The sequence below is a fragment of the Streptomyces sp. NPDC040410 genome, assembly GCF_055595715.1.
Map to the genome: position 1 here is coordinate 639,070 of NZ_JBVIVK010000001.1, position 25,588 is coordinate 664,657.

14 protein-coding genes are annotated in these 25,588 nt (G+C 71.6%); 4 read left to right on the plus strand and 10 right to left on the minus strand.

Features of this window, described 5'->3' with window-relative positions; translation table 11 throughout:
• Positions 1-5 precede the first annotated feature (5 nt).
• From narH to ACZ562_RS02885, 4 genes are all read right to left on the minus strand, one after another.
• Positions 6-1,712 (minus strand): nitrate reductase subunit beta, encoded by a 1,707-nt coding sequence (gene narH / locus ACZ562_RS02870; protein ID WP_471173498.1) that lies wholly within the window; start codon positions 1,710-1,712, stop codon positions 6-8.
• A complete protein-coding gene (locus tag ACZ562_RS02875; protein WP_471173974.1) occupies positions 1,712-5,395 on the minus strand; it encodes a nitrate reductase subunit alpha in 3,684 nt (1,227 codons plus the stop codon). Before ACZ562_RS02875 ends, narH begins: the two co-directional genes overlap by 1 nt.
• A gap of 208 nt (positions 5,396-5,603) precedes the next feature.
• Entirely contained in the window at positions 5,604-5,735 is a 132-nt protein-coding gene (locus ACZ562_RS02880) for a hypothetical protein (protein WP_471173500.1), read from the minus strand.
• Between the two features lie 46 nt (positions 5,736-5,781).
• On the minus strand, positions 5,782-6,996 hold the full coding sequence (locus ACZ562_RS02885; RefSeq protein ID WP_471173975.1) for an MFS transporter: 1,215 nt from the start codon (positions 6,994-6,996) through the stop codon (positions 5,782-5,784).
• Between the two features lie 384 nt (positions 6,997-7,380).
• On the opposite strand from ACZ562_RS02885, the gene ACZ562_RS02890 reads away from it, so the two are divergent.
• From ACZ562_RS02890 to ACZ562_RS02900, 3 genes are all read left to right on the plus strand, one after another.
• Positions 7,381-7,803: a pyridoxamine 5'-phosphate oxidase family protein gene (locus ACZ562_RS02890; RefSeq protein ID WP_471173503.1), complete on the plus strand. Its 423-nt coding sequence runs from the start codon at positions 7,381-7,383 to the stop codon at positions 7,801-7,803.
• Positions 7,804-8,360: 557 nt separating this feature from the next.
• Positions 8,361-8,942 carry an Rv1733c family protein gene (locus ACZ562_RS02895; RefSeq protein WP_471173504.1) on the plus strand — a complete coding sequence of 194 codons (582 nt, stop codon included), beginning with the start codon at positions 8,361-8,363 and terminating at the stop codon, positions 8,940-8,942.
• Between the two features lie 171 nt (positions 8,943-9,113).
• Positions 9,114-11,402 carry an NACHT domain-containing protein gene (locus ACZ562_RS02900; RefSeq protein ID WP_471173506.1) on the plus strand — a complete coding sequence of 763 codons (2,289 nt, stop codon included), beginning with the start codon at positions 9,114-9,116 and terminating at the stop codon, positions 11,400-11,402.
• A gap of 167 nt (positions 11,403-11,569) precedes the next feature.
• Here the strand turns inward: ACZ562_RS02900 and ACZ562_RS02905 are convergent, their stop codons facing one another.
• On the minus strand, positions 11,570-12,565 hold the full coding sequence (locus tag ACZ562_RS02905; protein WP_471173508.1) for an Acg family FMN-binding oxidoreductase: 996 nt from the start codon (positions 12,563-12,565) through the stop codon (positions 11,570-11,572).
• 472 nt (positions 12,566-13,037) lie between these two features.
• Here ACZ562_RS02905 and adhE point away from each other — a divergent pair, with 472 nt between their 5' ends.
• Positions 13,038-15,698, plus strand: coding sequence for a bifunctional acetaldehyde-CoA/alcohol dehydrogenase (adhE, locus tag ACZ562_RS02910; RefSeq protein ID WP_471173510.1), 2,661 nt, complete (start codon positions 13,038-13,040; stop codon positions 15,696-15,698).
• Between the two features lie 122 nt (positions 15,699-15,820).
• Here the strand turns inward: adhE and pflA are convergent, their stop codons facing one another.
• From pflA to ACZ562_RS02935, 5 genes are all read right to left on the minus strand, one after another.
• Positions 15,821-16,567: a pyruvate formate-lyase-activating protein gene (pflA, locus tag ACZ562_RS02915; RefSeq protein WP_471173512.1), complete on the minus strand. Its 747-nt coding sequence runs from the start codon at positions 16,565-16,567 to the stop codon at positions 15,821-15,823.
• Positions 16,564-18,825, minus strand: coding sequence for a formate C-acetyltransferase (pflB, locus tag ACZ562_RS02920; protein WP_471173514.1), 2,262 nt, complete (start codon positions 18,823-18,825; stop codon positions 16,564-16,566). The genes pflA and pflB overlap by 4 nt, the downstream gene beginning before the upstream one ends.
• A gap of 282 nt (positions 18,826-19,107) precedes the next feature.
• Complete coding sequence (locus ACZ562_RS02925) at positions 19,108-19,548, minus strand: pyridoxamine 5'-phosphate oxidase family protein (protein ID WP_471173516.1); 441 nt, start codon at positions 19,546-19,548, stop codon at positions 19,108-19,110.
• A 372-nt stretch (positions 19,549-19,920) separates the two neighbouring features.
• Positions 19,921-21,690 (minus strand): SWIM zinc finger family protein, encoded by a 1,770-nt coding sequence (locus ACZ562_RS02930; protein WP_471173977.1) that lies wholly within the window; start codon positions 21,688-21,690, stop codon positions 19,921-19,923.
• Positions 21,691-22,679: 989 nt separating this feature from the next.
• Positions 22,680-25,529, minus strand: coding sequence for a DEAD/DEAH box helicase (locus tag ACZ562_RS02935; protein WP_471173519.1), 2,850 nt, complete (start codon positions 25,527-25,529; stop codon positions 22,680-22,682).
• Between the last annotated feature and the right edge of the window lie 59 nt (positions 25,530-25,588).

The following is a 25,588-nucleotide window of genomic DNA, read 5'->3' on the forward strand; positions in this document are numbered from 1 at the left end:
GGCTTTCACGGCTTCGGCTCGGCCTCCCCGCCCCTGTCTCCGCCGACACCGGTTCCGCTGCCGGATGGATGATCCGGGAACAGGCCGGGCGGTGAGCCCTTTCCGTCCCAGTTGAGGAGGTTGACCCGGGTGGCCTTGTCGCTCGGCGTGGCGGGGGTGTCGGAGGTCTGGCGGTCGCGCAGGGCGTGGAAGTTCTCCACGGCGATCGGGGAGGCGCCGCCGGAGCTCTCGCCGAAGGGGCCGGAGCCGCCCATTCCGGGGCCGCCCTCGTAGTCCAGGCTGCACTCGGTGGCGAGTTCTTCGAGCCTGTGGGCCTGTTCGGCGTGGGCGGGCGGGATGACGTAGCGCTCGTCGTACTTGGCCAGCGCCAGCAGCCGGTACATGTCGTAGACCTGCTCGCCGCTCATCCCGACCGCCTTGGGGATGGCGTCGTTCGGCTCGCGGCCAAGGTTGATGTCGCGCATGTACGAGCGCATGGCGGCCAGGCGGTGCAGCACTGCGTCCACGGGCTGTGGGTCGCCCGCGGTGAACAACTGGGCGAGGTAGTCGACAGGGATGCGCAGGGCGTCGACGGCGGCGAACAGGTGGTGATGGTCCTCGGCGTCGCGGCCGGTGCCGCGGACCGCGTCGACCACCGGGGACAGCGGCGGGATGTACCAGACCATGGGCATCGTCCGGTACTCCGGGTGCAGCGGCAGGGCCACCTCGTAGGTGTTGATCAGGGCGTGGACCGGGGAGCGCTGGGCGGCCTCGATCCAGTCCCGGGGAATGCCCGACCTCTCCGCCTCGGCGATCACGCCCGGTTCGTTCGGGTCGAGGAACACCTGGCGCTGGGCCTCGTACAGGCCGGTCTCATCGGGCGTGGAGGCGGCTTCCAGGACGCGGTCGGCGTCGTAGAGGACGAGGCCGATGTAGCGCAGCCGGCCCACGCAGGTCTCGGAGCAGACGGTGGGCAGGCCGACCTCGACGCGGGGGAAGCAGAAGGTGCACTTCTCGGCCTTGCCGGTGCGGTGGTTGAAGTAGACCTTCTTGTACGGGCATCCGGTCACGCACATCCGCCAGCCGCGGCAGCGGTCCTGGTCGACCAGGACGATGCCGTCCTCCTCCCGCTTGTAGATGGCGCCGGAGGGGCAGGAGGCCGCGCAGGACGGGTTGAGGCAGTGCTCGCAGATCCGCGGCAGGTAGAACATGAAGGTCTGCTCGAACTCGAACTTGATCTTCTGCGAGACCTCGTTCAGCAGCACGTCCTTCTCTCTGGTCGCCGCCGATCCCCCGAGGTCGTCGTCCCAGTTCGCCGACCACGCGATCTTCATGTCCTTGCCCGAGATCAGGGACTTGGGGCGGGCGACCGGGGTGTGCTCCTGAAGGGGCGCGTTGGTGAGCGTCTCGTAGTCGTAGGTCCAGGGCTCGTAGTAGTCGTCGAGGGACGGCAGGTCGGGGTTGGAGAAGATCTGGATCAGCTTCTTGAACCGGCCCCCGGCCTTGAGCGCGAGCCTGCCGCGCTTGTTGAGTTCCCAGCCGCCCTTCCAGGTGTCCTGGTCCTCGTAGCGTCGTGGATAACCCTGGCCGGGACGGGTCTCGACGTTGTTGAACCACACGTACTCGACGCCGGTGCGGTTGGTCCACGCCTGCTTGCAGGTGACCGAGCAGGTGTGGCAGCCGATGCACTTGTCGAGGTTCATCACCATCGCCATCTGGGCCATGACGCGCATCAGTACGTCACCTCCTGGTCGGCGCGGCGGCGGATGACGGTGACCTCGTCGCGCTGGTTGCCGGTCGGGCCGAGGTAGTTGAAGGCGTAGGAGAGCTGGGCGTAGCCGCCGATCAGATGGCTGGGTTTGATCAACAGGCGGGTCAGAGAGTTGTGGATGCCGCCGCGCCGACCGGAGGTCTCGGTGCGGGGCACGTCGATCAGGCGGTCCTGGGCGTGGTGCATGTAGACGGTGCCCTCCGGCATACGGTGGGAGACGACCGCACGGGCGGCCACCACGCCGTTGCGGTTGACCGCCTCCACCCAGTCGTTGTCCTTCACCCCGACCTTGGCCGCGTCCTGCGTGCTCATCCAGATCGTCGGCCCGCCCCTCGACAGGGAGAGCATGAACAGGTTGTCCTGGTACTCGGAGTGGATCGACCACTTGTTGTGCGGGGTCAGATAGCGCACCGTCACGCCCAGCTCCCCGACATCCCCCAGGTGCGGCTCGCCGAACAGGGCGTCCATGTTCAACGGGGGCCGATAGACGGGAAGTTGCTCGCCGAGCGCGGTGATCCAGTCGTGGTCGAGATAGAACTGCTGCCGGCCGGTGAGGGTGTGCCAGGGCTTCAGACGCTCGACGTTCACCGTGAACGGCGAGTAGCGGCGCCCGCCCGTCTCCGAACCCGACCACTCCGGGGACGTGATGACCGGCACCGGGGCGGCCTGGGTGTCCGCGAAGGTGATCCGCTTGCCCTCGTGCTCGGCCGCCAGGTCCGCGAGTTGCCTGCCGGTGCGGGCTTCCAGGGTGTGGAAGCCCTGCGTGGCCAGGTGGCCGTTGGTGGTGCCGGACAGGGCCAGGATCGCCTCGCACGCCTGTGTGTCCCGCGCGATCGACGGGCGCCCGTCGGCCGCTCCGCCGCGCACGACGCCGTTCTTGTGGCGCAGGTAGTCCAGCTCCTCCTCCACGTGGAAGGTGACGCCCTTGGTGGTGGCGCCCAGCCTGTCCAGCAGCGGGCCAAGAGCACTCATCTTCTCGGCGACAGCGCCGTAATCGCGCTCGACCGTCACCAGCTTCGGCATGGTGCGGCCCGGGACCGGTTCGCACTCCCCCGCCTTCCAGTCGCGGACCCGGCCATGCGGGGTGGCCATTTCGTCGGGAGTGTCGTGCAGCAGGGGCGCGGCCACGACGTCCTTGCGGACGCCGAGGTGGTCGGCGGCCTGGCGGCTGAACTCCTTGGCGAGGGTGTGGAAGGCTTCCCAGTCGGTGCGGGTCTGCCACGGCGGGGCGATCGCCGGGTTGAAGGCGTGCACGAAGGGGTGCATGTCCGTGCTGGACAGGTCGTGTTTCTCGTACCAGGTCGCGGCCGGCAGGACCACGTCGGAGAACACGGTCGTGCTGGTCATCCGGAAGTCCAGCGTCAGCAGCAGATCGAGCTTGCCCTCGGGGGCCTCCTCCCGCCACACCACATCCGTCGGACGAGCATCCGGCGGCGCCTCCGTGGCACGGACGGACGAGTCGGTGCCGAGCAGGTGCCTGAGAAAGTACTCGTTGCCCTTCGCCGAAGAGCCCAGCAGGTTGGCCCGCCACACGGTCAGGACGCGGGGGAAGTTCTCCGGGGCGTCCGGGTCCTCACCCGCGAACCCCAGTCGCCCCGACTTCAGCTCCTCCACCACGTGAGCACCCACGTCGCGGCCCGCGGCCTCGGCCTCGTCGGCCAGGTCCAGCGGGTTGCGGTCGAAGGTCGGATACGACGGCATCCAGCCCATCCGCGCCGACTGCGCGATCACATCGGCGGTGGTCTTCCCCGCGAACGGGCCTCCCTGCCCCGCCGCCGCGAGGGTGTCGGCGGAGAACGGGTCGTAGCGGAACTGGTCGCTGTGCAGGTACCAGTACGCGGTCTGGATCATCAGCCGGGCCGGGCGGTTCCAGTCGGCGGCGGTAGCGATCGCCGAGTAGCCGGTGATCGGACGGACCTTCTCCTGACCGACGTAGTGCGCCCAGCCACCGCCGTTGACGCCCTGGCAGCCGGTGAGCGTGGTCAGCGTCAGGAACGCCCGGTAGATGGTGTCGGAGTGGAACCAGTGGTTGGTACCCGCCCCCATGATGATCATCGAACGGCCGCCGGACTCCTCGGCGTTGGCGGCGAACTCCCGGGCGATACGGGCCGCCCGGCCCGCGTCCACTCCCGTGATCGCCGCCTGCCAGGCCGGGGTGTACGGCTCCTCGGCATCCTCATACGAAGCCGGCCACCGGCCGGGCAAGCCGTCACGGGCCACCCCGTACTGGGCCAGCATCAGGTCATACACCGTGGTCACCAGACGCCCGGCCACCCGGTGCACCGGCACCCCACGCCGCAGCCGTCCCGCACTCCCGTCGGAAGCGTCGAAGCGCGGCAGTTCCACCGCGACCGGTGCCTCGTCACCGCCTTCGGCGGACAGCAAGGGCCGGGCGTCGCCGAGGTCCAGGTTCCACTTCCCGGCGCCGGCCTCGCCGTAGCGGTCGCCGAGCGTGCCGTTGGGCACCACCGGCCGGCCTGTGGCCGCGTCCAGCAGGACGGTCCGGAACTCGGCGTGCTCGGCCGTGGCGTGCTCGCCGCCGAGGTCGGCGGCGGTCAGGAACTTGCCCGGCCGGTAGGTGCCCGGCTCGTCCTCGGCCTCGTCGAGGACGACGAGGAAGGGCAGGTCCGTGTACTTCTTGACGTAGTCGGTGAAGTACGGCGTGGCCCGGTCGACGAAGAACTCCTTGAGGATCACGTGCCCCATGGCCATCGCCAGGGCTCCGTCGGTGCCGGGCTGGGCCGCGAGCCACTCGTCGGCGAACTTCACGTTGTCCGCGTAGTCCGGGGAGACCGCCACCACCTTCTGGCCGCGGTAGCGGGCCTCCGCCATCCAGTGCGCGTCCGGTGTGCGGGTCACCGGCAGATTGGAGCCCCACATGATCAGATAGCCGGCGTCCCACCAGTCCCCCGACTCCGGCACGTCGGTCTGGTCGCCGAACATCTGCGGCGAGGCGACCGGCAGGTCGGCGTACCAGTCGTAGAACGACAGCATCGCCCCGCCGAGCAGCGAGTAGAAGCGGGCACCGGCGGCGTGCGAGACCATCGACATCGCCGGGATCGGAGAGAACCCGGCCAGCCGGTCCGGCCCGTGCTCCCTGATGGTGTGCACGTGCGCGGCGGCGACCATCTCCACCGCCTCGTCCCAACTGGCCCGCAGCAAGCCGCCCTTGCCGCGTGCCTGCTTGTAACGGCGGGCGCGCTCCGGGTCGGAGACGATGTCCGCCCAGGCCGCCACCGGATCCCCCAGGCGTGCCTTCGCCTCGCGGTACATCTGCAGCAGCACACCGCGCACGTACGGGTACCGGACCCGGGTGGGCGAGTAGGTGTACCAGGAGAAGGCAGCCCCGCGCGGGCAGCCGCGCGGCTCGTACTCAGGGCGGTCCGGGCCGACCGACGGGTAGTCGGTCTGCTGCGCCTCCCAGGTGATGATGCCGTCCTTGACGTACACCTTCCACGAGCACGAACCCGTGCAGTTCACTCCGTGCGTGGAGCGCACCACCTTGTCGTGCGACCAGCGGTCCCGGTAGAACTCGTCCGCCTGCCGCCCGCCCTTTCGGTGCAGGGTGCGCAGGTCGTCGGAGACCTCCGCCCTGGTGAAGAAGCGGCGGCTGCGCACCAGGGCCTCCGCCAGATCGCTGTCCAGGCCCGCCTGCGTCTTTTTCCGGCTGGTCTCCGTGCTCACCGTGCCACTCCGCCCCGGGCGCCACGGCCCGTTCGAATTGTGATCGGTTCCGGCCGCACACGACTCTATGACCGCCGTCCCCCGGAAGGTCAAAGCCACACCACGACCACACGTGGCTTGGTAAAGATCGTCTGCGTACAGGGGCGGGCCGGGTCTGGTGTGCGATCGGTCAGGGAGTGGGCCGGGACAGGGCGCCGCCCGCCTTCAGGCGCTCGGCCTCGACCGCTCCCCACTGTTCGGTGCTCGGGTTGGCGAGTGCGGCCGGGAACGCCAGCGACTGGCAGCCGCAGTACTCGCACACCGGTCTTCTCCCTTCCTTCGTTCCCGTGGGTCCCGTCCGTGTGCCTTCACGCGGTGGTGCCGGCGGTGGTGCCGTGCCCGCGCTGGCGGCCGGCGCGGGGCTGTCGCTCCCCGCGTTCGGCCCCCGAGCGGACGGCGGTGAGGGTGAATGCCAGCGCCGCGGTGGCCACGACCGCGAGCAGGGCGAGGCCGATCGCGTACGACTCGTATGCCCCGTACAGCGAGCCCATGACCAGCGGCGGCAGGAAGCCGCCCAGGCCGCCCGCGGCGCCGACCACGCCGGTGACCGAACCGACCCGGTGGGCCGGGGTCCGCAGGGCCACCAGGGCGAAGGTCGCTCCGCTGCCGGCGCCGAGCGCGGCGGCCATGGCCAGGAAGGCGATGGTGCCCACCGGCGCCAGCGCCGGGGTGAAGGACTGCACGACGGCTCCGGCCACGACCACGGCCAGCGAGCCGGCCAGCACCCGGACCGGGCCCAGCCGGTCGGACAGCCAGCCACCGATCGGGCGCATCGCCACCGCGAGGAGCACGAACCCGGCCATGCGGTTCGCCGCGTCGGCCTGGGTGAGGCCGTAGCCGGTCCTGAGGTAGGTGGGCAGGTAGACGGAGAAGGCCACGTAGCCGCCGAACGCGACCGCGTACAGCGCGGACGCCTGCCAGGTGACGGGCAGCCGGGCGGTGACGGCCAGGCGCCGGGCCAGCGGCTCGGTCGGCACGGTGCGGCCGGGGGCGTCCCGCAGCAGCAGCGCGGCGGCCACGGCGTACACGGCCAGCGTCGCGGCGGTGATCAGGAAGGGGGTGGACATGCTGTTCGCCTCGACCAGCTTCACCGTGGTCAGGGCGCTGATGGCGGTGCCGCCCATGCCGGCGCCGAAGACACCGATGGCCAGCCCGCGCCGCTCGGGCGGAAACCAGGCGTTGACGAACGGCACGCCGACGGCGAACGCGGTGCCGCCGATGCCGAGGAAGAACCCGCCCACCAGCAGGGCGGCGAGAGAGGAGTGTCCGGCCAGGCCGAGGTAGAGCACCGGCACGATGGTGACCGCCGACACGATCGGGAACATCACCCGTCCGCCGAACCGGTCGGTCAGCGCGCCTACCGGGATGCGGCCCAGGGAACCGACCACGACCGGCACCGCGACCAGCAGCGACTGCTCGACCGACGTCAGGTCGAGGCTGTCCTTGAACCGGGGGCCGAGGGGGCTGAGCAGCGCCCAGGCCCAGAAGTTCACGGCGAAACCGACGGTGGCCAGGGCCAGCATCAGCCACGCCCGGCCGGACACCGGCGTACTCGACGGTGAGCTGCCGCTCTTCGACTTCAACGGCTGGACCATGTGGCCGTCCCTTTCCTCTTCATGGTGGTACGGCGCCACCGGGATCGCACATGCGCCACAGGCCCGTTGCCTGGCGAACGGCATCCCTCAACCACTGTCCGCATCAGGACACGCCGGAGGCATGGGCCATCAGTCCCTACCGACGGACAGACGGCCCCTGGGTCCGGACCCGGACGTCCCTCCGCACAGCCCCCTGTACCGCCTGGCTCGCGCGGCTCCCGCAGAACGGCTGCGACCGGCCTTCCTCGCGCCGTGTGGGGGTAGGGCCGGGTGGCCCTACCCCCACACGGCGGCCGCGGGGACGATGGGCTGATGTTCCAGAACGACGCCTTTCGCGCACTCGACCGGCAGGAGTGCCTGCGCTTGCTCGCCAAGGTGCCGGTCGGCCGCGTGGTCTACACCCGGCAGGCGCTGCCCGCGGTCCTCCCCGTCAACTTCTCCCTGGACACGGACGCCTCCGTCCTGCTGTGCACCTCGCCGGACTCGGACCTCGTACGCGCCATCGACGATGTCGTGGTCGCCTTCGAGGCGGACGAGTTCGACGCGACGACCCGGTCCGGCTGGAGCGTGGTCGTCACCGGACGGGCCACCGCGGTGATCGATTCCGCCGAGCAGGAACGGCTGTCGCAGGCGGGTCCCATCTCCTGGATGCCCCTGCGGGACGCGGTGTTCGTACGGATCGAGTCCGAGATGATCACCGGGCGGGAACTCAGGGGAACGCCCGGCACGCTGTGAGGCGCAGCCCGCCGCGGCCCGCCGGGCTTCTGAGCCTGCCGCGCGGACATCGTCGCCTCCGGCAGGCTCGGCCGACCGGTGCCGGTGCCGGTGCCGGTGGGGATGGCATCCCGGGCGTCGACGCCGGTTAAGCGGGATGCCGCGTCCGGCCGCGGGGGACGGCCGGAGACGCGACCGGACCGGGCCGCGCCACGCGCCGTACGCGCTACACCTGCGGCGGCCAGGGACGGGGGAATCGGCCGCCTGGCAGGCACCGAATGCGGTCGTACAGACGGGCATCTGCGGTTCGATCACGACGGCTCGGCGCGCAGGAAGCCCGTCAACAGCGTGCCGACCTCGCCCAGTTGAGGGGCATCCGTGTCATCGCCCGCCTCGTCTGTCATGAACGGCATTGTGCCCGGCGGCGCTTCGGCAGCCGGCCGATCCCAGCCGGCCTCTGGCAACGGGGCCGATCGGCCCTCACAAGACGACCCTGTTGGTCTCTGCCGCCATCGATCGCCGATCTGTCAATGTAGGCGTGATGTTCAGGTGTCCGTCGTGCCCGGAGGGATGCACACATGCTGACACGGGATGGCAGGGTGTTGCTGTGGCGCTGGCGGCGCAATCCGCTCAAACGGCGCTCCGACGTCGCCGAAGCCTGGATCGGCGTGGCAGCGGCGGGGCTGCTGCTCCTCATGGTGCCCGCGGTGGGCGTGGTGATGGCCGGTGTCGGCGAGCGCTCCGCGCTCGACCAGGGGCAGGGCCTGCATCGCTCTGCCGCACGCGTCGTCGAGGACGCCCCGGCGACTCCGTCGCGATTCTCGGGGCCGGCAGACGACCTCGTGCGGGCGACCGTGCGGTGGACGATGCCCGACGGCTCGCCCGAGACCGGTGAGGCACCGGTGGCAGCGGGCAGCGAAGCGGGCTCCTCCACCACGGTGTGGCTCGACGACGCGGGCCGCCTGCGCCCCGCACCTCCCACCCCCACCCAGGCCAGATCCCAGGGAGCCGCCCTCGGCGCGGCGGCCGGAGCGGGACTGTGCGTGCTGGTCGTGGGCGGCTGGTGGATCGCCCGGGTACGGCTGGATGTACGTCGCGGGGCGCAGTGGGACAGGGCCTGGGCCGAGTTCAACGCCAACCGGGGCCACCGGCATGCGTGAGACGCCCCCGACAGCGGGGCCGAACACGTCTCGTTCCAGCTCCGGTGACCTTGCATCCCAACGACGACGGGGTGTTCACCCGACATAAGCAGCGACCGGGTTCGTGCTCACCGACGACAGTACGGTTTCACCACCGGGCACGACATAGAAACGCTGTAAACGGGGGACATCGTGACCGCGTCCCGCCATCATGAGGGCATGCGGGGGACGGGCAGGCGACAGAAGTTGTTTCTCGCCGGGATGCTGGGACTTGCCGCCGGGCTGACTGCTATCGGTACGGCAGTGTTGCTGCGCGATCTCGACACCGCTGGGAAGGTGGCTGCTCTGGTGGCTGCCCTCACAGTGTTCCCGGGGCTCGCCTGGGGACTGTGGGTGTGGTCCCGTCAACGGTCGCCAGTTGACCTGGAGGCTGCCCGGAAGGAACTCGCCGATCTTGTAGGGTCATTTTGGGAGGATGAGGCGGCCCGTCGGGGGCTGGGCATCACTTATCTAATGCCCGTGCAGTGGCGACCCACCGCGCACCGCATCACTGCTCACCCCGATCTGATCGGCACCCCGCCGGCGGGCTCCAGCCAGCGGATCGTAGATCTGACCCAGCAGTTCCGAGACTCGCCGCGACGTCGGCTGGTCATCCTCGGCGGCCCTGGGGTGGGCAAGACCACGCTGGCAGTGCAACTCCTTCGGCAGCTGCTCAGCACCCGGGAAGCGGGGGAACCAGTTCCCGTGCTGCTGACCCTGACGGGCTGGAACCCCGAGGACACAGGCAGAGAGGGGCTCCGGAAATGGCTGAAGGCACGGCTCACCCGGGACTACCCGTCGCTGCCGACCTTCGGTAGGGAGACGCTGGATGAGCTGGTCAAGCCGAGAGGCGTCCTGCCAGTCCTGGACGGGCTGGACGAACTGCCCGACGAGCTGCGTGTCCAGGTGATGTCCGCACTGCGCGAGGCTTTGGAAGTGGACGACCAGCAACTCGTCCTAACTTGCCGTACGGAGCACTACCGCGAAGCCCTGCAGGGGCAGGCACTGCCAGCTACGGCTGTCGTCGAGCCGACCCCGTTCACACCGGCGGAGGCCGCCGCGTACCTGGGCCGTGTCTGGCACCCACCCAGCGCGCAACAGGAACCGATCCTCAACGTGCTCAAGGCGGTGGACCCACCCGCTGCGCTGGCTGAGGTCGTCTCGACGCCACTCGGCTTGTGGTTGCTGCGTGTCACCCATGCCGACCCGCAGTCCGACTCCACCACGCTGCTGGACAGCGCCCGACGCACATCCGTCGAGGCCGTGCGCGGTCACCTCTTCGATCAGCTGATTCCTGCGCTCCTTGATGCGAGGAAGCCCTCCCAGAACGGCAGACACCCCTTCCTGCCACGGCGCGAATACTCCCCTGGTGACGTCCGTCGGTGGATGGAGTCGCTTGCCTTCTACCTGGACCAGATGCCCCCGGCAGATCGGGATGGGCTGCACCCCTACCGAGCACCGGAGCCGCCGCCGCACGGCAACCGCGACTTCCACTGGCCACGGCTGCCCTACGTGGCCCTGCCGCGTCGGGCCCTGCCCCTGCTCACCGCGCTGATGTGCGTACCACTGGGGGCGATCACCGGAGCCGTCATTGCGCTGAGCATGAACCGGGAAATCATTGGCGGTGGCCCTGCCAACGTGCTCCTGCTCACCCTGCTCGGCGGGCTCCTCGGTGGATTCGTGGGCTTTTGGCCTGCCGCGAAAGCGAACGAGGCATTTGGTCATGCCCCCTTTACCGCCGACCCGCGGAGTCCCAGGGAAATCGGACGGCTCGCCCTGCACCTTTGCTTGGGGCTGCTCGTCGGCGCGGCGTTCGGTGTCTTCTTCTCCTGGTTGAATCAGCGGGGGTATCACCGCAGGGAGGAGTTACCCCATCTGCTGTGGCTCGACCCTTTCACCCCCACCGTCGGCTTCTTCGTGTACTTCCCAGGAGCCATTGCCGCAGCCCTGGCGCTCGCCCTGGACTCCTGGGCTGAGTTCTCCCCAAGGTCCCGCCGCTCGAATACCCCATTCGCATCTTGGCGGGCAGATCGCGATGCATCCCTCGTCAGACTCGTGGCCTACGGTGTGTTCAGCGCAATCTTGGGCAGCCTCTGCGGCCTGGTCGAGCACCAGTGGGACCTGGCTGTCTTGGGAGCAGCATTTGCTGGCGGTCTGGGGCTGTCGGTGGGACTGTTCAGCAGCCGCAGAACATGGCTTGCCCACCGAGTTGCCACCTGCTATTTGGCCGCGCGCGATGACCTTCCCCTGAGCCTGATGCCATTCCTCGACGACGCCCATCGAATCGGTCTCCTGCGTGCCCTTGGCCCGGTATATCAATTCCGGCACTCAGAATTCCAAGACCACCTGCTTGATGCTCGTCAGACTGCCGCGTCCAACCCGCCCGTTCCCGCCCCCGCGTCCAATCCGACGCGCCCGCAGGGCGGAGCAGTTGGAGCATGATTGTGGACCGCCACGTAACTACTCAGCGGAAACGTCAAAGTCATGCCTCTGGGGAACCCGGCGCCGCTCCGGCATGACCAGGAGGACGCCGCTCTGCTCCAGGCGTCTGCCAGCCGGCGACGGCCGGAGAGCCACGTCCTGCTGCCCGCCCGGGCCGGGGGCCTCGGTCACGCGATGTCGAGAACATCTCTTACCGGGCGGCGGGGGGTGGCCGGGCCCCGGGGGCCGTAGCCGAGTCGCAGCACCATCTGCACGTGGCCCGTGCCCAAGCCCGGGTCGCGGGCCAGCAGGCGCAGCTCGCGGTCTTCCAGGGCATGCGAGGTCAGAGAGGTGGCCAGGTCGGCCAGGGTGGCCTCCAGCAGAACCCGTTCCAGGGCCTGTCCGGCGCGCAGCCAGTCGGCGGGTGTGTCACCGGGGGTGCTCAGCAGGGCCAGGTGCGGGGTGTGCTCGAAGGCGGTGCTGCCGCGGTCGGCCACCGGCCGGCGTCCGGCGAAGTCCCGTACGGGAGCCTTGCCGTCCCGTTTGCGCGGGCCGAAGGCGTATTCGGGGACGCCGTCGACGGCGGTGTCCGCCTCCGCTCCCAGACGGGTCCAGCGGATGAGGTCTGCGCGGGCGCCGGAGTCCATGACGTCGCGGCTTTCCGCGTCGCGGACCAGGTCGAGCACGGTCTCGGCGTGCCAGGGGCCGGGAAAGAGCAGGACGGCCGACTCCCGCGCCGCCGCATCTTTCAGGGCCGCTTGGACGTCCTCGGGGATGTCCTTCTCGGCGAAGGGGTGGCGGCTGGTGTGCCGCTGCCGGATCGCCTCATGCAGCCGCGCCAGGTCGTCCTGCCGCAAGCGTCGCTCGCCCGGGTCGGCCAGGTGGACGGCCGCGAGCAGCAGCGGATCCTGTGGCTCGGGCAGCAGTCGGATGTCGGGGGCGAGGCCCGTGTGCGCGGCGGCGACGCGCAGGTTGAACAGCGCCGCCCCGCAGCCGATGTGCAGCGCCCGGTTGCCGGGATCGGACCGGGGCATGGCCCGCGCGAGGTCGGCGCGCAGCAGCAGGAGACGCTCGTCGGCGACGTACCGGAAACGCCAGGGTTGCGCGTTGTGCATGGACGGAGCCGCGGTGGCCTCGGCCACGAGCATGGTCACCGTCTTCTCGTCGAGTTCACGCGAAGCCATGGAATCCTCCTGACATGCCCCCGCCGTGACGCGGGCCCCCACCAGGCACCGCATCAGCGGGCCGGCCTACGGGCCCGCACCACGGCCACAACGGCGATCCGGCCCGCACCCGACGGGCCGATTCCAGTGTCTGCCCGGCGGCACCGCCGAGCACCCGGAATCCGCACGCCGACGCGGCCATGACGGAACACGACGCGCAAGGGCCTCAGTGTTCGGCCGGTGACGCACGGGGGCCGCCGCTGAAGGCCCGGCATCGGCCCTGCGGGCCGCCACAGCTCGCCGTCAGGTGCCGACCGGCCCCGGCGACCCGGGCCGGTCGGGCCCCGGTCGGGACCTTTGACGCCTGGGTGGCGGCTGCCGCCTGCGAGACGGTGGTGGTGGGAGCGGTACCGATCCCCCGCGGTGCCGCTCCCTCACACGGCACGCTGCCGGTCCTCCGGCCCACGACCTCGACGATGGAGGCGCGACCCTCATGACCCGACAGGACGCCCGAACCCGCCCCGCCGCCCCGGGCGGCGAGCCGTCCGAGACCGCCATCGCAGTCGACCGGCTGGTCACGAACGGGCTCAAGGCGCTCGCCGACTACGAGGAGCTGACGCAGGAGCAGGTCGACCACATCGTCAACAAGGCGTCGGTCGCCGCCCTGGACCAGCACACCGCGCTCGCACGGCTCGCGGTCGAGGAGACCGGCCGCGGTGTCTTCGAGGACAAGGCGGCCAAGAACATGTTCGCGTGCGAGCACGTCACGCACAGCATGGCCCGTATGAGGACTGTGGGTGTCATCGCCCGCGACGACATCGAGGACATGGTCGAGATCGCGGAACCGGTGGGTGTGGTGTGCGCTGTCACGCCGGTCACCAACCCGACCTCCACCACGATCTTCAAGGCGCTCATGGCGCTGAAGACCCGCAACCCGGTCGTGTTCGCCTTCCACCCCTCCGCCCAGCGCTGCAGTGCCGAGGCCGCGCGCATCGTGCGCGACGCGGCCGTCGCCGCGGGCGCGCCGGAGCAGTGCGTCCAGTGGATCGAGACCCCGTCGGTCGAGGCGACCGGCACGCTCATGCGCCACCCGGGCGTCTCGCTGATCCTCGCCACAGGGGGCAACGCCATGGTCAAGGCCGCCTACTCGGCCGGCAAGCCCGCCTTGGGCGTCGGCGCCGGCAACGTCCCCGCCTACGTCCATCGGAGCGCCAAGCTGCGCCGCGCCGTCAACGACCTGGTGCTGTCCAAGTCGTTCGACAACGGCATGATCTGCGCCTCCGAGCAGGCCGTCATCCTCGACGACGAGATCTACGACGCCGCCCTGGCCGAGTTCCGTACGCTGCACGCCCACCTGGCGACCGCCGAGGAGAAGGCGAAGCTGGAGGCGTTCCTGTTCCCCACCGGCGAGGCGAACGCGGGCTGCGAACCCAAGGTCAACGCCGCGGCCGTGGGACGGAGCCCGGCGTGGATCGCCGAACAGGCCGGCTTCACCGTGCCCGCCCACACCTCTCTCATCCTGGTCGAGGCCGAACGCGTCGGCCCGGACGAGCCGCTCACCCGCGAGAAGCTCTGCCCGGTCCTCGCCGTACTGCGGGCCGGCTCCGAGCAGCAGGGCTTCGCCCTGGCCGCCGACATGGTCGCCTTCCACGGCCAGGGCCACAGCGCCGTCGTCCACACCGAGGACAGCGCGCTGGCGGAGGCGTACGGCAAGCGCATCAAGACGGTACGGATCATCGTCAACGCGCCCTCCTCTCAGGGCGCCATCGGCGGCATCTACAACAGCCTCCTGCCGTCCCTGACCCTGGGCTGCGGCTCCTGGGGCAGCACCTCGGTGTCCAACAACGTCTCCGCCGCCCAGCTCCTGAACATCAAGAGGGTGAGCACCCGCCGCAACAACCTGCAGTGGTTCAAGGTCCCGCCGAAGATCTACTTCGAGCCGCAGGCCATCCGCTACCTCGCGTCCATGCCGGACGTCCACCGCGTCACGATCGTCACCGACGCGACCATGACCCGCCTCGGCTTCGTCGACCGCGTCGACCGCGTACTCAAGCGCCGTCCCGAGCCCGTGACACTACAGATCATCGACGACGTCGAACCGGAACCCAGCATCGACTCCGTGCAGCGCGGTGCCCAGCTCATGCGGAACTTCCGCCCGGACACGATCATCGCGCTCGGCGGCGGCTCGCCCATGGACGCGGCCAAGGTGATGTGGCTGCTCTACGAGCACCCGGACATCGACTTCGCCGACATGCGCCACAAGTTCTCCGACATCCGCAAGCGCGCCTTCCGCTTCCCCACGCTCGGCGCTCGCGCCCGCCTGGTGTGCGTGCCCACCACGTCCGGCACCGGCGCCGAAGTCACGCCCTTCGCCGTGATCTCCGACCCGGCGACGGGCAAGAAGTACCCGCTCGCCGACTACGCGCTCACTCCGAGCGTGGCCGTCGTCGACCCCCTCCTGACCACCGCCCTGCCCCCGGCCCTGGCCGCCGACAGCGGCTTCGACGCCCTCACCCACGCCATCGAGGCGTACGTGTCCGTCTACGCCAGCGACTTCACCGACGGCCTCGCCCTCCACGCGATCCGGCTGATCTTCGACCACCTCGAGGCGGCGGTGAACGACCGCGCCGGCTCGGCGGAGGCCCGGGAGAAGATGCACAACGCCGGCACCATCGCGGGCATGGCCTTCGGCAACGCCTTCCTCGGCATCGTCCACGCCATGTCGCACACCCTCGGCGCCACCTTCCACATCGCACACGGCCGGACCAACGCCGTCCTGCTGCCCCACGTCATCCGCTACAACGGCACCGTCCCGACCAAGCTCACGGGCTGGCCCAAGTACGAGAACTACCGTGCCCCCGAACGCTTCCAGGACATCGCCCGCGCCCTCTGCCTGCCCGCCGCCACCCCGCAGGCCGGCGTGGAGTCGCTCGCCTGGGCCGTGGAGCGCCTGCGCGACGCCGTGGGCATCGAGCCGTCGTTCCAGTCGCTGGGCGTCGACGAGCGGGCCTTCCTCGACGCCCTGCCCCAGCAGGCCCTGAACGCCTACGAGGACCAGTGCGCACCCGCCAACCCGCGCATGCCGATGCTGGACGACATGCAGGAGCTCATGCGGGCGGCCTACCACGGCCCGGCCGACGCACCTGTTGAGTAGGCCCCACGAGCGGGCGGCGCGAGACCGAGCAGCCCCTGGCCGGATCACTGCGGCCAGGGGCTTTCGGGCTTGTGCATCTCGCTCACGCCGTGCATCTCGCTCACGCCGTAACGGGCTACTCGTCAGAGCGCCCGCAGGCCGTGCTCCCGGAACTGCTCGCGCACCCGTTCCGTCAGGTCCGGATCCGGTGCGGGTGTGTCGCGCAAAGGGAAGGGGAGACCCAGCGCGTCGTACTTGTGGGCGCCGAGCTTGTGGAAGGGCAGGACGTCCACCCGGTCGACGTTGCCCAGCCCGGCCAGGAAGGCGCCGAGTCCGTCGATGGCCGCCGGGTTGTCGGTCCATCCTGGCACGAGGACGTAGCGAATCCACACCGGGACACCGAGCCGGTCCAGGCGGGTGGCGAAGTTGAGGGTCGGTGCCAGGTCGCCGCCAGTGAGCTTCCGACAGGTGCGGACGTCGAAGGACTTGATGTCCAGCAGAACCAGGTCGGTGCCGGCGAGCAGCTCGTCGGTGGTGCGGGCGCCGAGGAAACCGGAGGTGTCCAGAGCAGTGTGCAGGCCGAGTTCCTTGCAGCGGCGGAAGACGGCGGCCGTGAAGGCGGGCTGCAGCAGGGCCTCGCCGCCGGTGAGCGTCACTCCCCCGCTGGCGGTGGTGATGAAGGCCCGGTACTTCTCGATCTCGGCCATCACCTCGTCGACGGTGGTCTGCTTGCCGTCGCGCATGTGCCAGGTGTCCGGGTTGGCGCAGTACAGGCAGCGCAGTGGGCAGCCGCTGAGGAACAGCACGAACCGGGTCCCGGGACCGTCCACTCCCGTGGACAGGTCCCAGGAGTGGACCCGGCCCGTCACCGGCTCGACCGTGGTGCTCACAGCGATCCGTGGAAGGTGCGGCTGATCACGTCGAGCTGCTGCTCGCGGGTCAGGCGTACGAAGTTGACGGCGTATCCGGAGACCCGGACCGTCAGCTCCGGGTACTTCTCCGGGTGTTCCATGGCGTCCTCCAGCGTCGCCCGGTCCAGGACGTTGACGTTCATGTGGAACCCGCCGGAGGCCATGTAGGCATCGAGAATGCCGGCCAGGTGCGGAGCGCGCTCGGCTGGGTCGTGGCCCAGGCCCTCGGGGGTGATCGTCGTGATCAGCGAGATGCCGTCGCGAGCCTGCTCGTACGGCAGCTTGGCCACCGAAAGCGCGGAGGCGGCCACCCCGTGCCGGTCCCGGCCGTTCATCGGGTTGGCGCCGGGCGCGAAGGGTTGCCCCGCACGCCGGCCGTCGGGGGTGTTGCCGGTGTGCTTGCCGTACACCACGTTCGAGGTGATGGTGAGTACGGACTGGGTGTGCTCGGCGTCGCGGTACGTGGGGTGGCGGCGCACCTTCGCCATGAACGACTCCACGAGGCCGACCGCTAGCGCGTCTGCGCGGTCGTCGTTGTTGCCGTACGCCGGGAACTCGCCCTCGACCTCGTAGTCGACGGCCAGCCCGGTGGCGTCCCGGATGACCTTCACGCGGGCGTGCCTGACGGCCGAGAGGCTGTCGGCGGCGACCGACAGACCCGCGATGCCGCAGGCCATGAAGCGGTGCACGGGGTGGTCGTGCAAGGCCATCTCGACGCGCTCGTAGGCGTACTTGTCGTGCATGTAGTGGATGACGTTCAGCGCGTTGACGTACGTGGCCGCCAGCCAGTCCAGCATGCGGTCGTACGCCGACGACAGCTCCTCGTACTCCAGGTACTCACCGGTCAGCGCGGGCGCCTCCGGTGCGATCTGCTCGCCGGTCATCTCGTCCCGGCCGCCGTTGATCGCGTACAGCAGCGCCTTGGCCAGGTTGACGCGGGCACCGAAGAACTGCATCTGCCGGCCCACCGCCATCGCGGAGACGCAGCAGGCGATCGCGGTGTCGTCGCCGGTGCGCGGGCGCATCAGGTCGTCGGACTCGTACTGGATGGCGCTGGTGTCGATGGAGACCTGCGCGCAGAACTGTTTGAAGCCCTCGGGCAGCCGCGGCGACCACAGCACGGTGAGGTTCGGCTCGGGGGCCGGGCCCAGGTTGTAGAGGGTCTGCAGGAAACGGAAGGACGTGCGGGTGACCAGCGGGCGGCCGTCGGTGCCGACGCCGCCGATGGACTCCGTCACCCAGGTCGGGTCGCCGGAGAACAGCGCGTCGTACTCGGGAGTGCGCAGGAACCGTACGATCCGCAGCTTGATCACGAAGTCGTCGATCAGCTCCTGCGCCCGCGTCTCGTCGAGGGTCCCCTCGTCCAGATCGCGCTGGAGGTAGACGTCCAGGAACGTGGAGGTGCGGCCGAGCGACATCGCGGCGCCGTTCTGCTCCTTCACCGCCGCCAGGAATCCGAGGTAGAGCCACTGCACGGCCTCGTGCGCGGTGGCGGCGGGTCGGGTGACGTCGCAGCCGTACGAGGCGGCCATCTGCGCGAGTTCGCCCAACGCACGGATCTGCTCGGCGAGTTCCTCACGGTCCCGGATGACGTCCGGGCTGGAGGGCTGCGCGTCCAGCAGTGCCTTCTCGGCCTGCTTCGCCTCGACGAGCCGCTCGGTGCCGTAGAGCGCGACGCGTCGGTAGTCGCCGATGATCCGGCCGCGGCCGTACGCGTCCGGCAGGCCGGTGATGATGCCGGCCTTGCGGGCGGCGCGCATCTCCGGGGTGTAGGCGTCGAAGACGCCGTCGTTGTGGGTCTTGCGGTAGGTGCTGAAGACGCGCTCGACGAAGGGGTCGGCCTTGTAGCCGTACGCCCTCAGCCCGTTCTCGACCATCCGAAGCCCGCCGTTGGGCATGATGGCCCGTCGGAGCGGCGCGTCGGTCTGCAGGCCGACGATCAGTTCGCGGTCGTGGTCGATGAAGCCCGGCCGGTGCGAGGTGATGGTGGACGGCAGGCCCGTGTCGACATCGAGGATGCCCCGGCGCCGCTCCTCGGGGAACAGACGAGCGATCTTGCCCCAGACGGCGAGCGTGCGCTCGGTCGGCCCGGCCAGAAACGTCGAATCGGCTTCGTAGGGCGTGTAGTTGGCCTGGATGAAGTCACGCACGTCGACCTCGTCCCGCCAGTGCGCACCGGCGAAGCCTCGCCATGCCTCGGTCGCCGCCCGGGGTGCAGCTGTCACCGTTACGGTCATCGCCGGTCTCTCCCTCACTCTGCCCGTAGAACTTCCTCGCTTTCGATGCTCGTCGCTCGCGATGCCCCCAGCGAGGGCCTCTCGGCGCACCTGGGGCACGCCACCCGTCCCTGTCATGCCGGGCCGTAGGTCCCTGTCAGGCAGGGCCCCGCTTCTCATCGCCTGGTCCAAGGCCGCCGTCGGTCCAGCCCTCGCCCGACCGGGTCGCGTGACCGAGCCGAAGGTCTTGTCCAGGAACGCCCACAGTGGCCGAGGAGGCACGGGAAGGAGGTAAAGGGGCGTTCAGGCGGTGTGGTGCACCCCGTACAGCGTGCGTCCGCCGACCAGCTCACGCCCGGTGACCAGTTCGGGCTCGATGCGGAGGAAGACCTCCTGCGGTGAGGGCACCCAGGAGACCGGCCCGGTGCGGGCCAGGCGTTCGAGCTCGGCGGGGCCGGTCACCACCGTGGCCGCGCCGGTGACGACGACGCTCCAGCCGGAGTGCCGGACCGCGTCGACGTCATCGACCTCGAAGGCGACCACCGCGCCGTCGACCGCGCGGACCAGCTCCGAGGCGGCGGAGGTTCTCAGGACAACCGCACCGTCACCGTCCACGATGAAGTTCACTGGCAGCACGGCGGGCAGGGCCTGGCGCGTGTAGACGATGCGGCCGACGGGCACCTTGGTCATCCGCCGCAGGCATTCCTGCCGCCCGAGTTCGTGGAAACCGTCGTTGGGATACATCAGCCAGCCCGTCCTTCGCCCGGTGCAGCGGTTCTGCGTCTTTCCATCCTGAGTCGCATGAGACCCGGGGATGAGGGGCCATCGGTCCCGGCCACACTGGAGAACGACCCGTGTCACACCGCGATCGACGGGCCCGCCCGGCCTCTGCGGGGTGTGGGTGCCAGTCGGGTCGGTCGACCGATCACACCGCCAGACAGCCCGGCGTATCCAGCAGCACGAGACAGTAGGGTCCATCGGCCCTACCCACGCCTCGCCCTTCCCTGTTGTCTCGGACCATGTCCGATATCGACCCGCGGTCCGCGCCTCACCACACGGAACGCACCGCCGCGAAACAACCGTCGTGGAGCTGCACGGCGAGATCGGCGGGCTCGCTCAGGGCTCGCTCGGTGCTCCGAGGCCCGTCAGGGCGCCGACCGGGTCCAGGTCGGGTGTGCCGCGGGGCCACCAGTCGTCACGGCCCGGCTCTGATTCGTAGGCGTACCACAAGCCCTCGCGGCCCAGGCGGAGCTGGACGTGGCCGAGGGGGTGGGTGAGGCGGTTGCGCCAGGGGCGGAAGGCAGGGAGGTCTGCGGCGAGAAGAAGCGGGCGGGCCCGGTCGAAGCGCCCGGCGGGCGGGTCCCAGGGCTCGTCGAGGACGGTGAGGCCCTCCAGGCCGCCCTGCCGCCAGGCAGCGACGGCGCGCGCCAGCTCGGCCGGGGTACGGTCGGCCGCGGAGGCGAGCGAGGAGTAGAGGGTGCGGGTGGCCGCGGTGAGCCCGGAGCCGGGGCGGGCGGCGGCGAGCCGTACCGCGTCCTGCCACAGCGTCAGCTCGGCGACCGGGTCGCGTCCGGTGGCGAGCAGGGCGTGGGCGCGGGCCGCGGCGTCGGTCGCCAGCTGGTCCAGCGCGAAGGGGTCGGGGCCGCCCGGGGCCGCGGGATACACCGGGGGCTGCTCGGGGTGCGGGGGCACGGGCAAGGGGGGCGGAAGGGGCGGGAGTCGGCGTGGCGCGAGGGCGTCGGTGGCCCGGACTCCGGGGAGCGGGGCGGGTTCCCGCTCCTGGGCGGCGCGCGCCGCGCGGGCGGCATTGCGGCGGGACAGGGCGTCGAGCAGGTCGCGTTCGCCTCGGCCGCGCAGCAGGAGCAGGACGAACGGGTCGGCGTCGAGCAGGCGCGCGGTCTGGTAGCAGAGGGCGGTGGCGTGCTTGCAGGGGTGGCCGAAGTCGGGGCAGCTGCACCGGGGGTCGAGGTCGCCCGTGCCGGGCAGCAGCGGCACTCCGCAGTCGGCCAGGGACTGGGGCATCTCCTTGTCGAGGAGCGCGGCGATGTGCCCGGGCCGCTCGGCGGCGGCGTCCAGGAACCGCTCCCAGTCGGCGTCGCCGAGCGTGCGCAGCCGCACCTGAACACGGTACGGCCGGGGGCGGCTCCCCCGCACATAGGCGAGCACGAGCCCGGGCGTGACCGTGATGGCGTCCACGTGGCCCTGCCGCGCGTAACCGCGGCCGCGTGCCAGCCGCTGGGCGTCCAGCGCGCCCTCCTCCAGCGCGGTGACCCAGGCGTTGCCCCACCAGGTCTCGGCGAAGGGGGCGTCGTCCGACTTGGGCCCGAACGCGGGGAAGGTGCGGCGTAGGTCGGTGTCGCGGCCGGGGGCGGCCATGGAGCGGGGGACGCGTGGGGCGGCGGGCGCGGGGGCCTGGGCAGGCGAACTCCGGCCGTCTGCCCTGTCGCTGTCGTGTCGGCCCGGGACCGTGTGGTCGGCCGGACCCGGGACGGCGCCGGTCGTCGTACGCTCCTCCTCCCCCGGCCGGGCCGCCGCGTCAGGCATCCGGAACGCGTCGCCGAGCACCTCCCGTACGGCGCGGGTCCGGACGTCGGCCACACGACCACGCGCGGCTTCCCGGGGCCGGGGAGCGGCGGGTGCTGGGCGGGGTGTCTTACGGTCAGCCTCGGCACTCTCGCCGCCCGCATCCGCGCTGACCCGCGCCGCACGCAACGCCTCACGCGCGACGTCCGCGGGGCGCTCACCGCGCCGGGCGTTGCCGGCGTCCGATACGGCCGGGGCGGCTCCCGCCGCGTCGCCGGGTCGGTCCGCTTCCCCCGTTGAGCCACCGGCTGACGCGGCCTCGGTCGAGTCGTCCGACGCATCGGCCGCTCGCCGAGCGGACACGGCCCGCCGCAGCGCCGCACGAGCGACGTCCCCGGGCCGGGCAGTCCGGTGCTCCGTGCGCTTCTCGGCCCGCTCCCGGGCCGCGCCCCGCCGGGAAGCCGGGTCCGGCTGGGCGCTCTCGTGCTCCTTGGGCTGCGAGGACTGCTCCCGGCCGGGTCCCCGCTGGAGAGCCGGCTCTGCCCGACCCGCGTCCCCCTGGCGAGACGGGTCCACCCGGCCCGCATCCCGACCGGGAGCGGAGTCCTGGCGGTCCGCGTCCCGCCCTGAATCCGGGTCCGGCCAAGCACTCCCGCGCTCCGCGGACTTCGGGGAACGCCCCCGCCCCACGTCCGGCTGAGGACTCCGGTCTGCCCCGCCCGCACCCCGCCCTGAATCCAGGTCCGGCCAAGCACTCCCGCGCTCCGTGGACTTCGGGGAACGCCCCCGCCCCACCTCCAGCTCGGGACCCGGGCCCGACCCGCCCGCACCCCGCCCTGAATCCGGGTCCGGCCAAGCACTCCCGCCCTCCGCGGACTTCGGGGAACGCCCCCGCCCCACCTCCAGCTCGGGACCCGGGCCCGACCCGCCCGCACCCCGCCCTGAATCCAGGTCCGGCCAAGCACTCCCGCGCTCCGCGGACTTCGGGGAACGCCCCCGCCCCACCTCCAGCTCGGGACCCGGGCCCGACCCGCCCGCACCCCGCCCTGAATCCGGGTCCGGCCAAGCACTCTCGCCCTCCGCGGACTTCGGGGAACGCCCCCGCCCCACGTCCGGCTGGGGACTCCGGTCTGCCCCGCCCGCGCCCCGCCGGGCGACCGCGTCCGCTTGACCGGCGGCCCGCTGAGGAGCCGGGTCCTGGCGGTTCGCGTCCCGTCCGGAAGCCTCGGCCGGGTGACCCGCGTCTTGCTGGGGACTTGGGGCCGGCCGCCCCGTGGCCGTGTCCGCCCCGACGCCGCCCCGTCCTCGCGCGGCCCGCAGTGCTCGGCGTGCCTCGTCGGCGGGGCCGGACATCACGCGTCCCTCCTCAGTGACACCAGGTCGGTCAGCTCACGGTCCGTCAGCTCGGTGAGGGCCGACTCGCCGGAGCCGAGGATCGCGTCGGCAAGGGCCCGTTTGGATTCCAGCATCTCGGCGATGCGGTCCTCGACCGTGCCCTCCGTGATGAGGCGGTGGACCTGGACCGGCTGGGTCTGGCCGATGCGGTAGGCGCGGTCGGTGGCCTGTTCCTCGACGGCCGGGTTCCACCAGCGGTCGAAGTGGACGACGTGACTCGCGCGGGTGAGGTTCAGGCCGGTGCCGGCCGCCTTCAACGACAGCACCAGCACCGGTGTCGCCCCGCTCTGGAAGCGGTCCACCATGCGTTCCCGTTCCGGTACCGGGGTGCCGCCGTGCAGGAGGTCCACCGGGACCGCCCGGGCGGCGAGGTGGGCGGTGATCAGGCGGGCCATCCCGACGTACTGCGTGAAGACCAGTGCCGAGCCGTCCTCGGACAGCAGGGTGTCCAACAGCTCGTCCAGCAGGGCCAGTTTGCCCGAGCGGGCCGCCGGCCGGTCGCCGGCGCCCGGCCCGTGGTCCTCCTTCAGGTAGAGCGCCGGGTGGTCGCAGATCTGCTTCAGCGAGGTCAGGAGCTTCAGCACCAGGCCCCGGCGCGCCATGCCCTCCGCCGTCTCGATGGCCAGCAGGGACTCGCGGACCACCGCCTCGTACAGCGCGGCCTGTTCGCGGGTGAGCGGGACCGGGTGGTCGGTCTCCGTCTTGGGCGGCAGCTCCGGAACGATGCCGGGGTCGGACTTCTTGCGGCGCAGCAGGAAGGGGCGGACCAGGCGGGCCAGCCGGGCCACCGCCTCCCCCCTGTCGGCGTTCTCACCGTTCTCCACCGCGCGGGCGTGCCGGGCGCGGAAGGACTTCAGGGGGCCGAGCAGCCCCGGGGTCGTCCAGTCCAGCAACGCCCAGAGTTCGGAGAGGTTGTTCTCCACCGGTGTGCCGGTGAGGGCCACGCGCGCGGGGGACGGGATCGTGCGCAGCGCCTTCGCCGTCGCGGAGTACGGGTTCTTCACGTGCTGCGCCTCGTCGGCGACGAGCATGCCCCAGGTGTGCCGGGCCAGTGTGGCCGCCGCCGACCGCATCGTGCCGTACGTGGTGAGGACGAAGCCGCCGGCCAGGTCGTCCAGGGTGCGGTCGGGGCCGTGGAAGCGGCGGACGGGGACGCCGGGCGCGAAGCGGGTGATCTCCCGCTGCCAGTTGCCCAGCAGCGAGGCCGGGCAGACCACCAGGGTCGGTTCGCGGCGCGCCCGGCGCAGGTGCAGCGCGATGACGGTGATCGTCTTGCCGAGGCCCATGTCGTCGGCGAGGCAGCCGCCGAGGCCGAGCGAGGTCATGAGGTCCAGCCAGGCCAGCCCCCGGAGCTGGTAGTCGCGGAGGGTGGCGTGCAGGCCCGGCGGTGGCTCGGCCGGGCGGACGCCGGCCGTCAGGCGGTCGCGGAGGGCGGCGAGCGCGCCGACCGGCACCGCCTCCACCGTCTCCCCGTCGACCTCCGCGCTGCCGGTGAGGGCGACGGACAGCGCGTCGACCGGGTCGAGCAGGCCGAGTTCGCGCTTGCGGGCCTTGCGGACGAGGGCCGGGTCGACGAGCACCCACTGGTCCCGCAGGCGGACGACCGGGCGGTGGGCCTCGGCGAGCTCGTCCATCTCGGCTTCGCTGAGCGGGTCGCCGCCGAGCGCCAGCTGCCAGCGGAACTGGAGGAGTTCCTCGCTCTCGAAGAAGCCCGTGCCGTCGGTGGCCGAGCCGGGCGCGGCGCGCACGACCGCGGCGGCGGTCAGGTCCTGGGCCAGGTCCCGGGGCCAGTGCACGGCGACCCCCGCCGCCGCGAGCCGCGTCGCCGCCACGCCGAGCAGGTCTTCCAGCTCCTCGCCGGACAGGGCCAGGACGTCGGGCACGTCCTGGTCGGCGAGCCGGTCGAGGGGCGGCCACACGCGGGCCGCGCGGCGCACGGCGAGGGCGGCGTCCACGCGGGCGCGCGGTCCGAAGGCCACGTCCGCCCCGCCCGCCCACAGCGCGGCCGCGTCGGCGACGAGGGTGGGGTCGGCGAGGCTGTGCACCTGGACGATCGCCGCGCCCGCGCTGCGCATGCCGTCGCTGTCGTCGCGGTCGAACAGCTCGTACGCGGACAGGTCCAGGCGGAGCGAGATCCGTACGCCCGCGTCCATGCCGGCGGCGACCTCCGCGGCCCAGTCGTGGGCGCCGGGCAGGCGCTGGGCCCGGCGGTCCGCGAAGGGCTTCCCGGAGGCGTGCGGTGCGGCGGGGGTGCGGGGCAGGGTGTCCGCGACGGCGTCCAGGAAGGAACGCATCAGTGCTTCCGGCTCGGGCAACCGGAGCGGTCCCGGGCCGGGCAGCGGGACCGCGTGGCCCTCGTACGGCAGGGCGGCCGCGACCGCGCGCAGGTGCGCGATGTCGTCCGGGTCGAGGGGGCCGGCCCGCCAGGCGTCGTGGCCCGTCGGCGTCAGGCCGGGCAGCAGCCGGCCGCGCGCGGCGAGCCGCAGCGCGTGGAGTGCGGCCGCGCCCCAGCAGGCGGTGGCGGGGTGGGCGGCGGGGTCGCGGCGGGCGTGCACGAGCAGGGGCAGCGCCTCGTCGAGCCGGAGGGACAGCGCGGGGGTGGGCCTGCGGCGAACGCCCGTGCCGTGCGGTCGTACGACAGTGAGCTCCGTGTGCCCCGTGTCCCGGCCGGGGAGGAGGCCGCCCTCGGGGTCCCAGAAGGCCACTCGCCCCTCGCGCGGCAGAGGCGCGGGCAGGAAGACCGCGGCGAGCCGCACGGAAACGCCCTCCTGGAGCCCGTCCGCCACCGCGACCGTCGTGTCGCTCATACGGTCTGTCACCTCCCGCCCGTCAGGTCGAAATCAGTCGCCTTCGACTCTACGGGCGG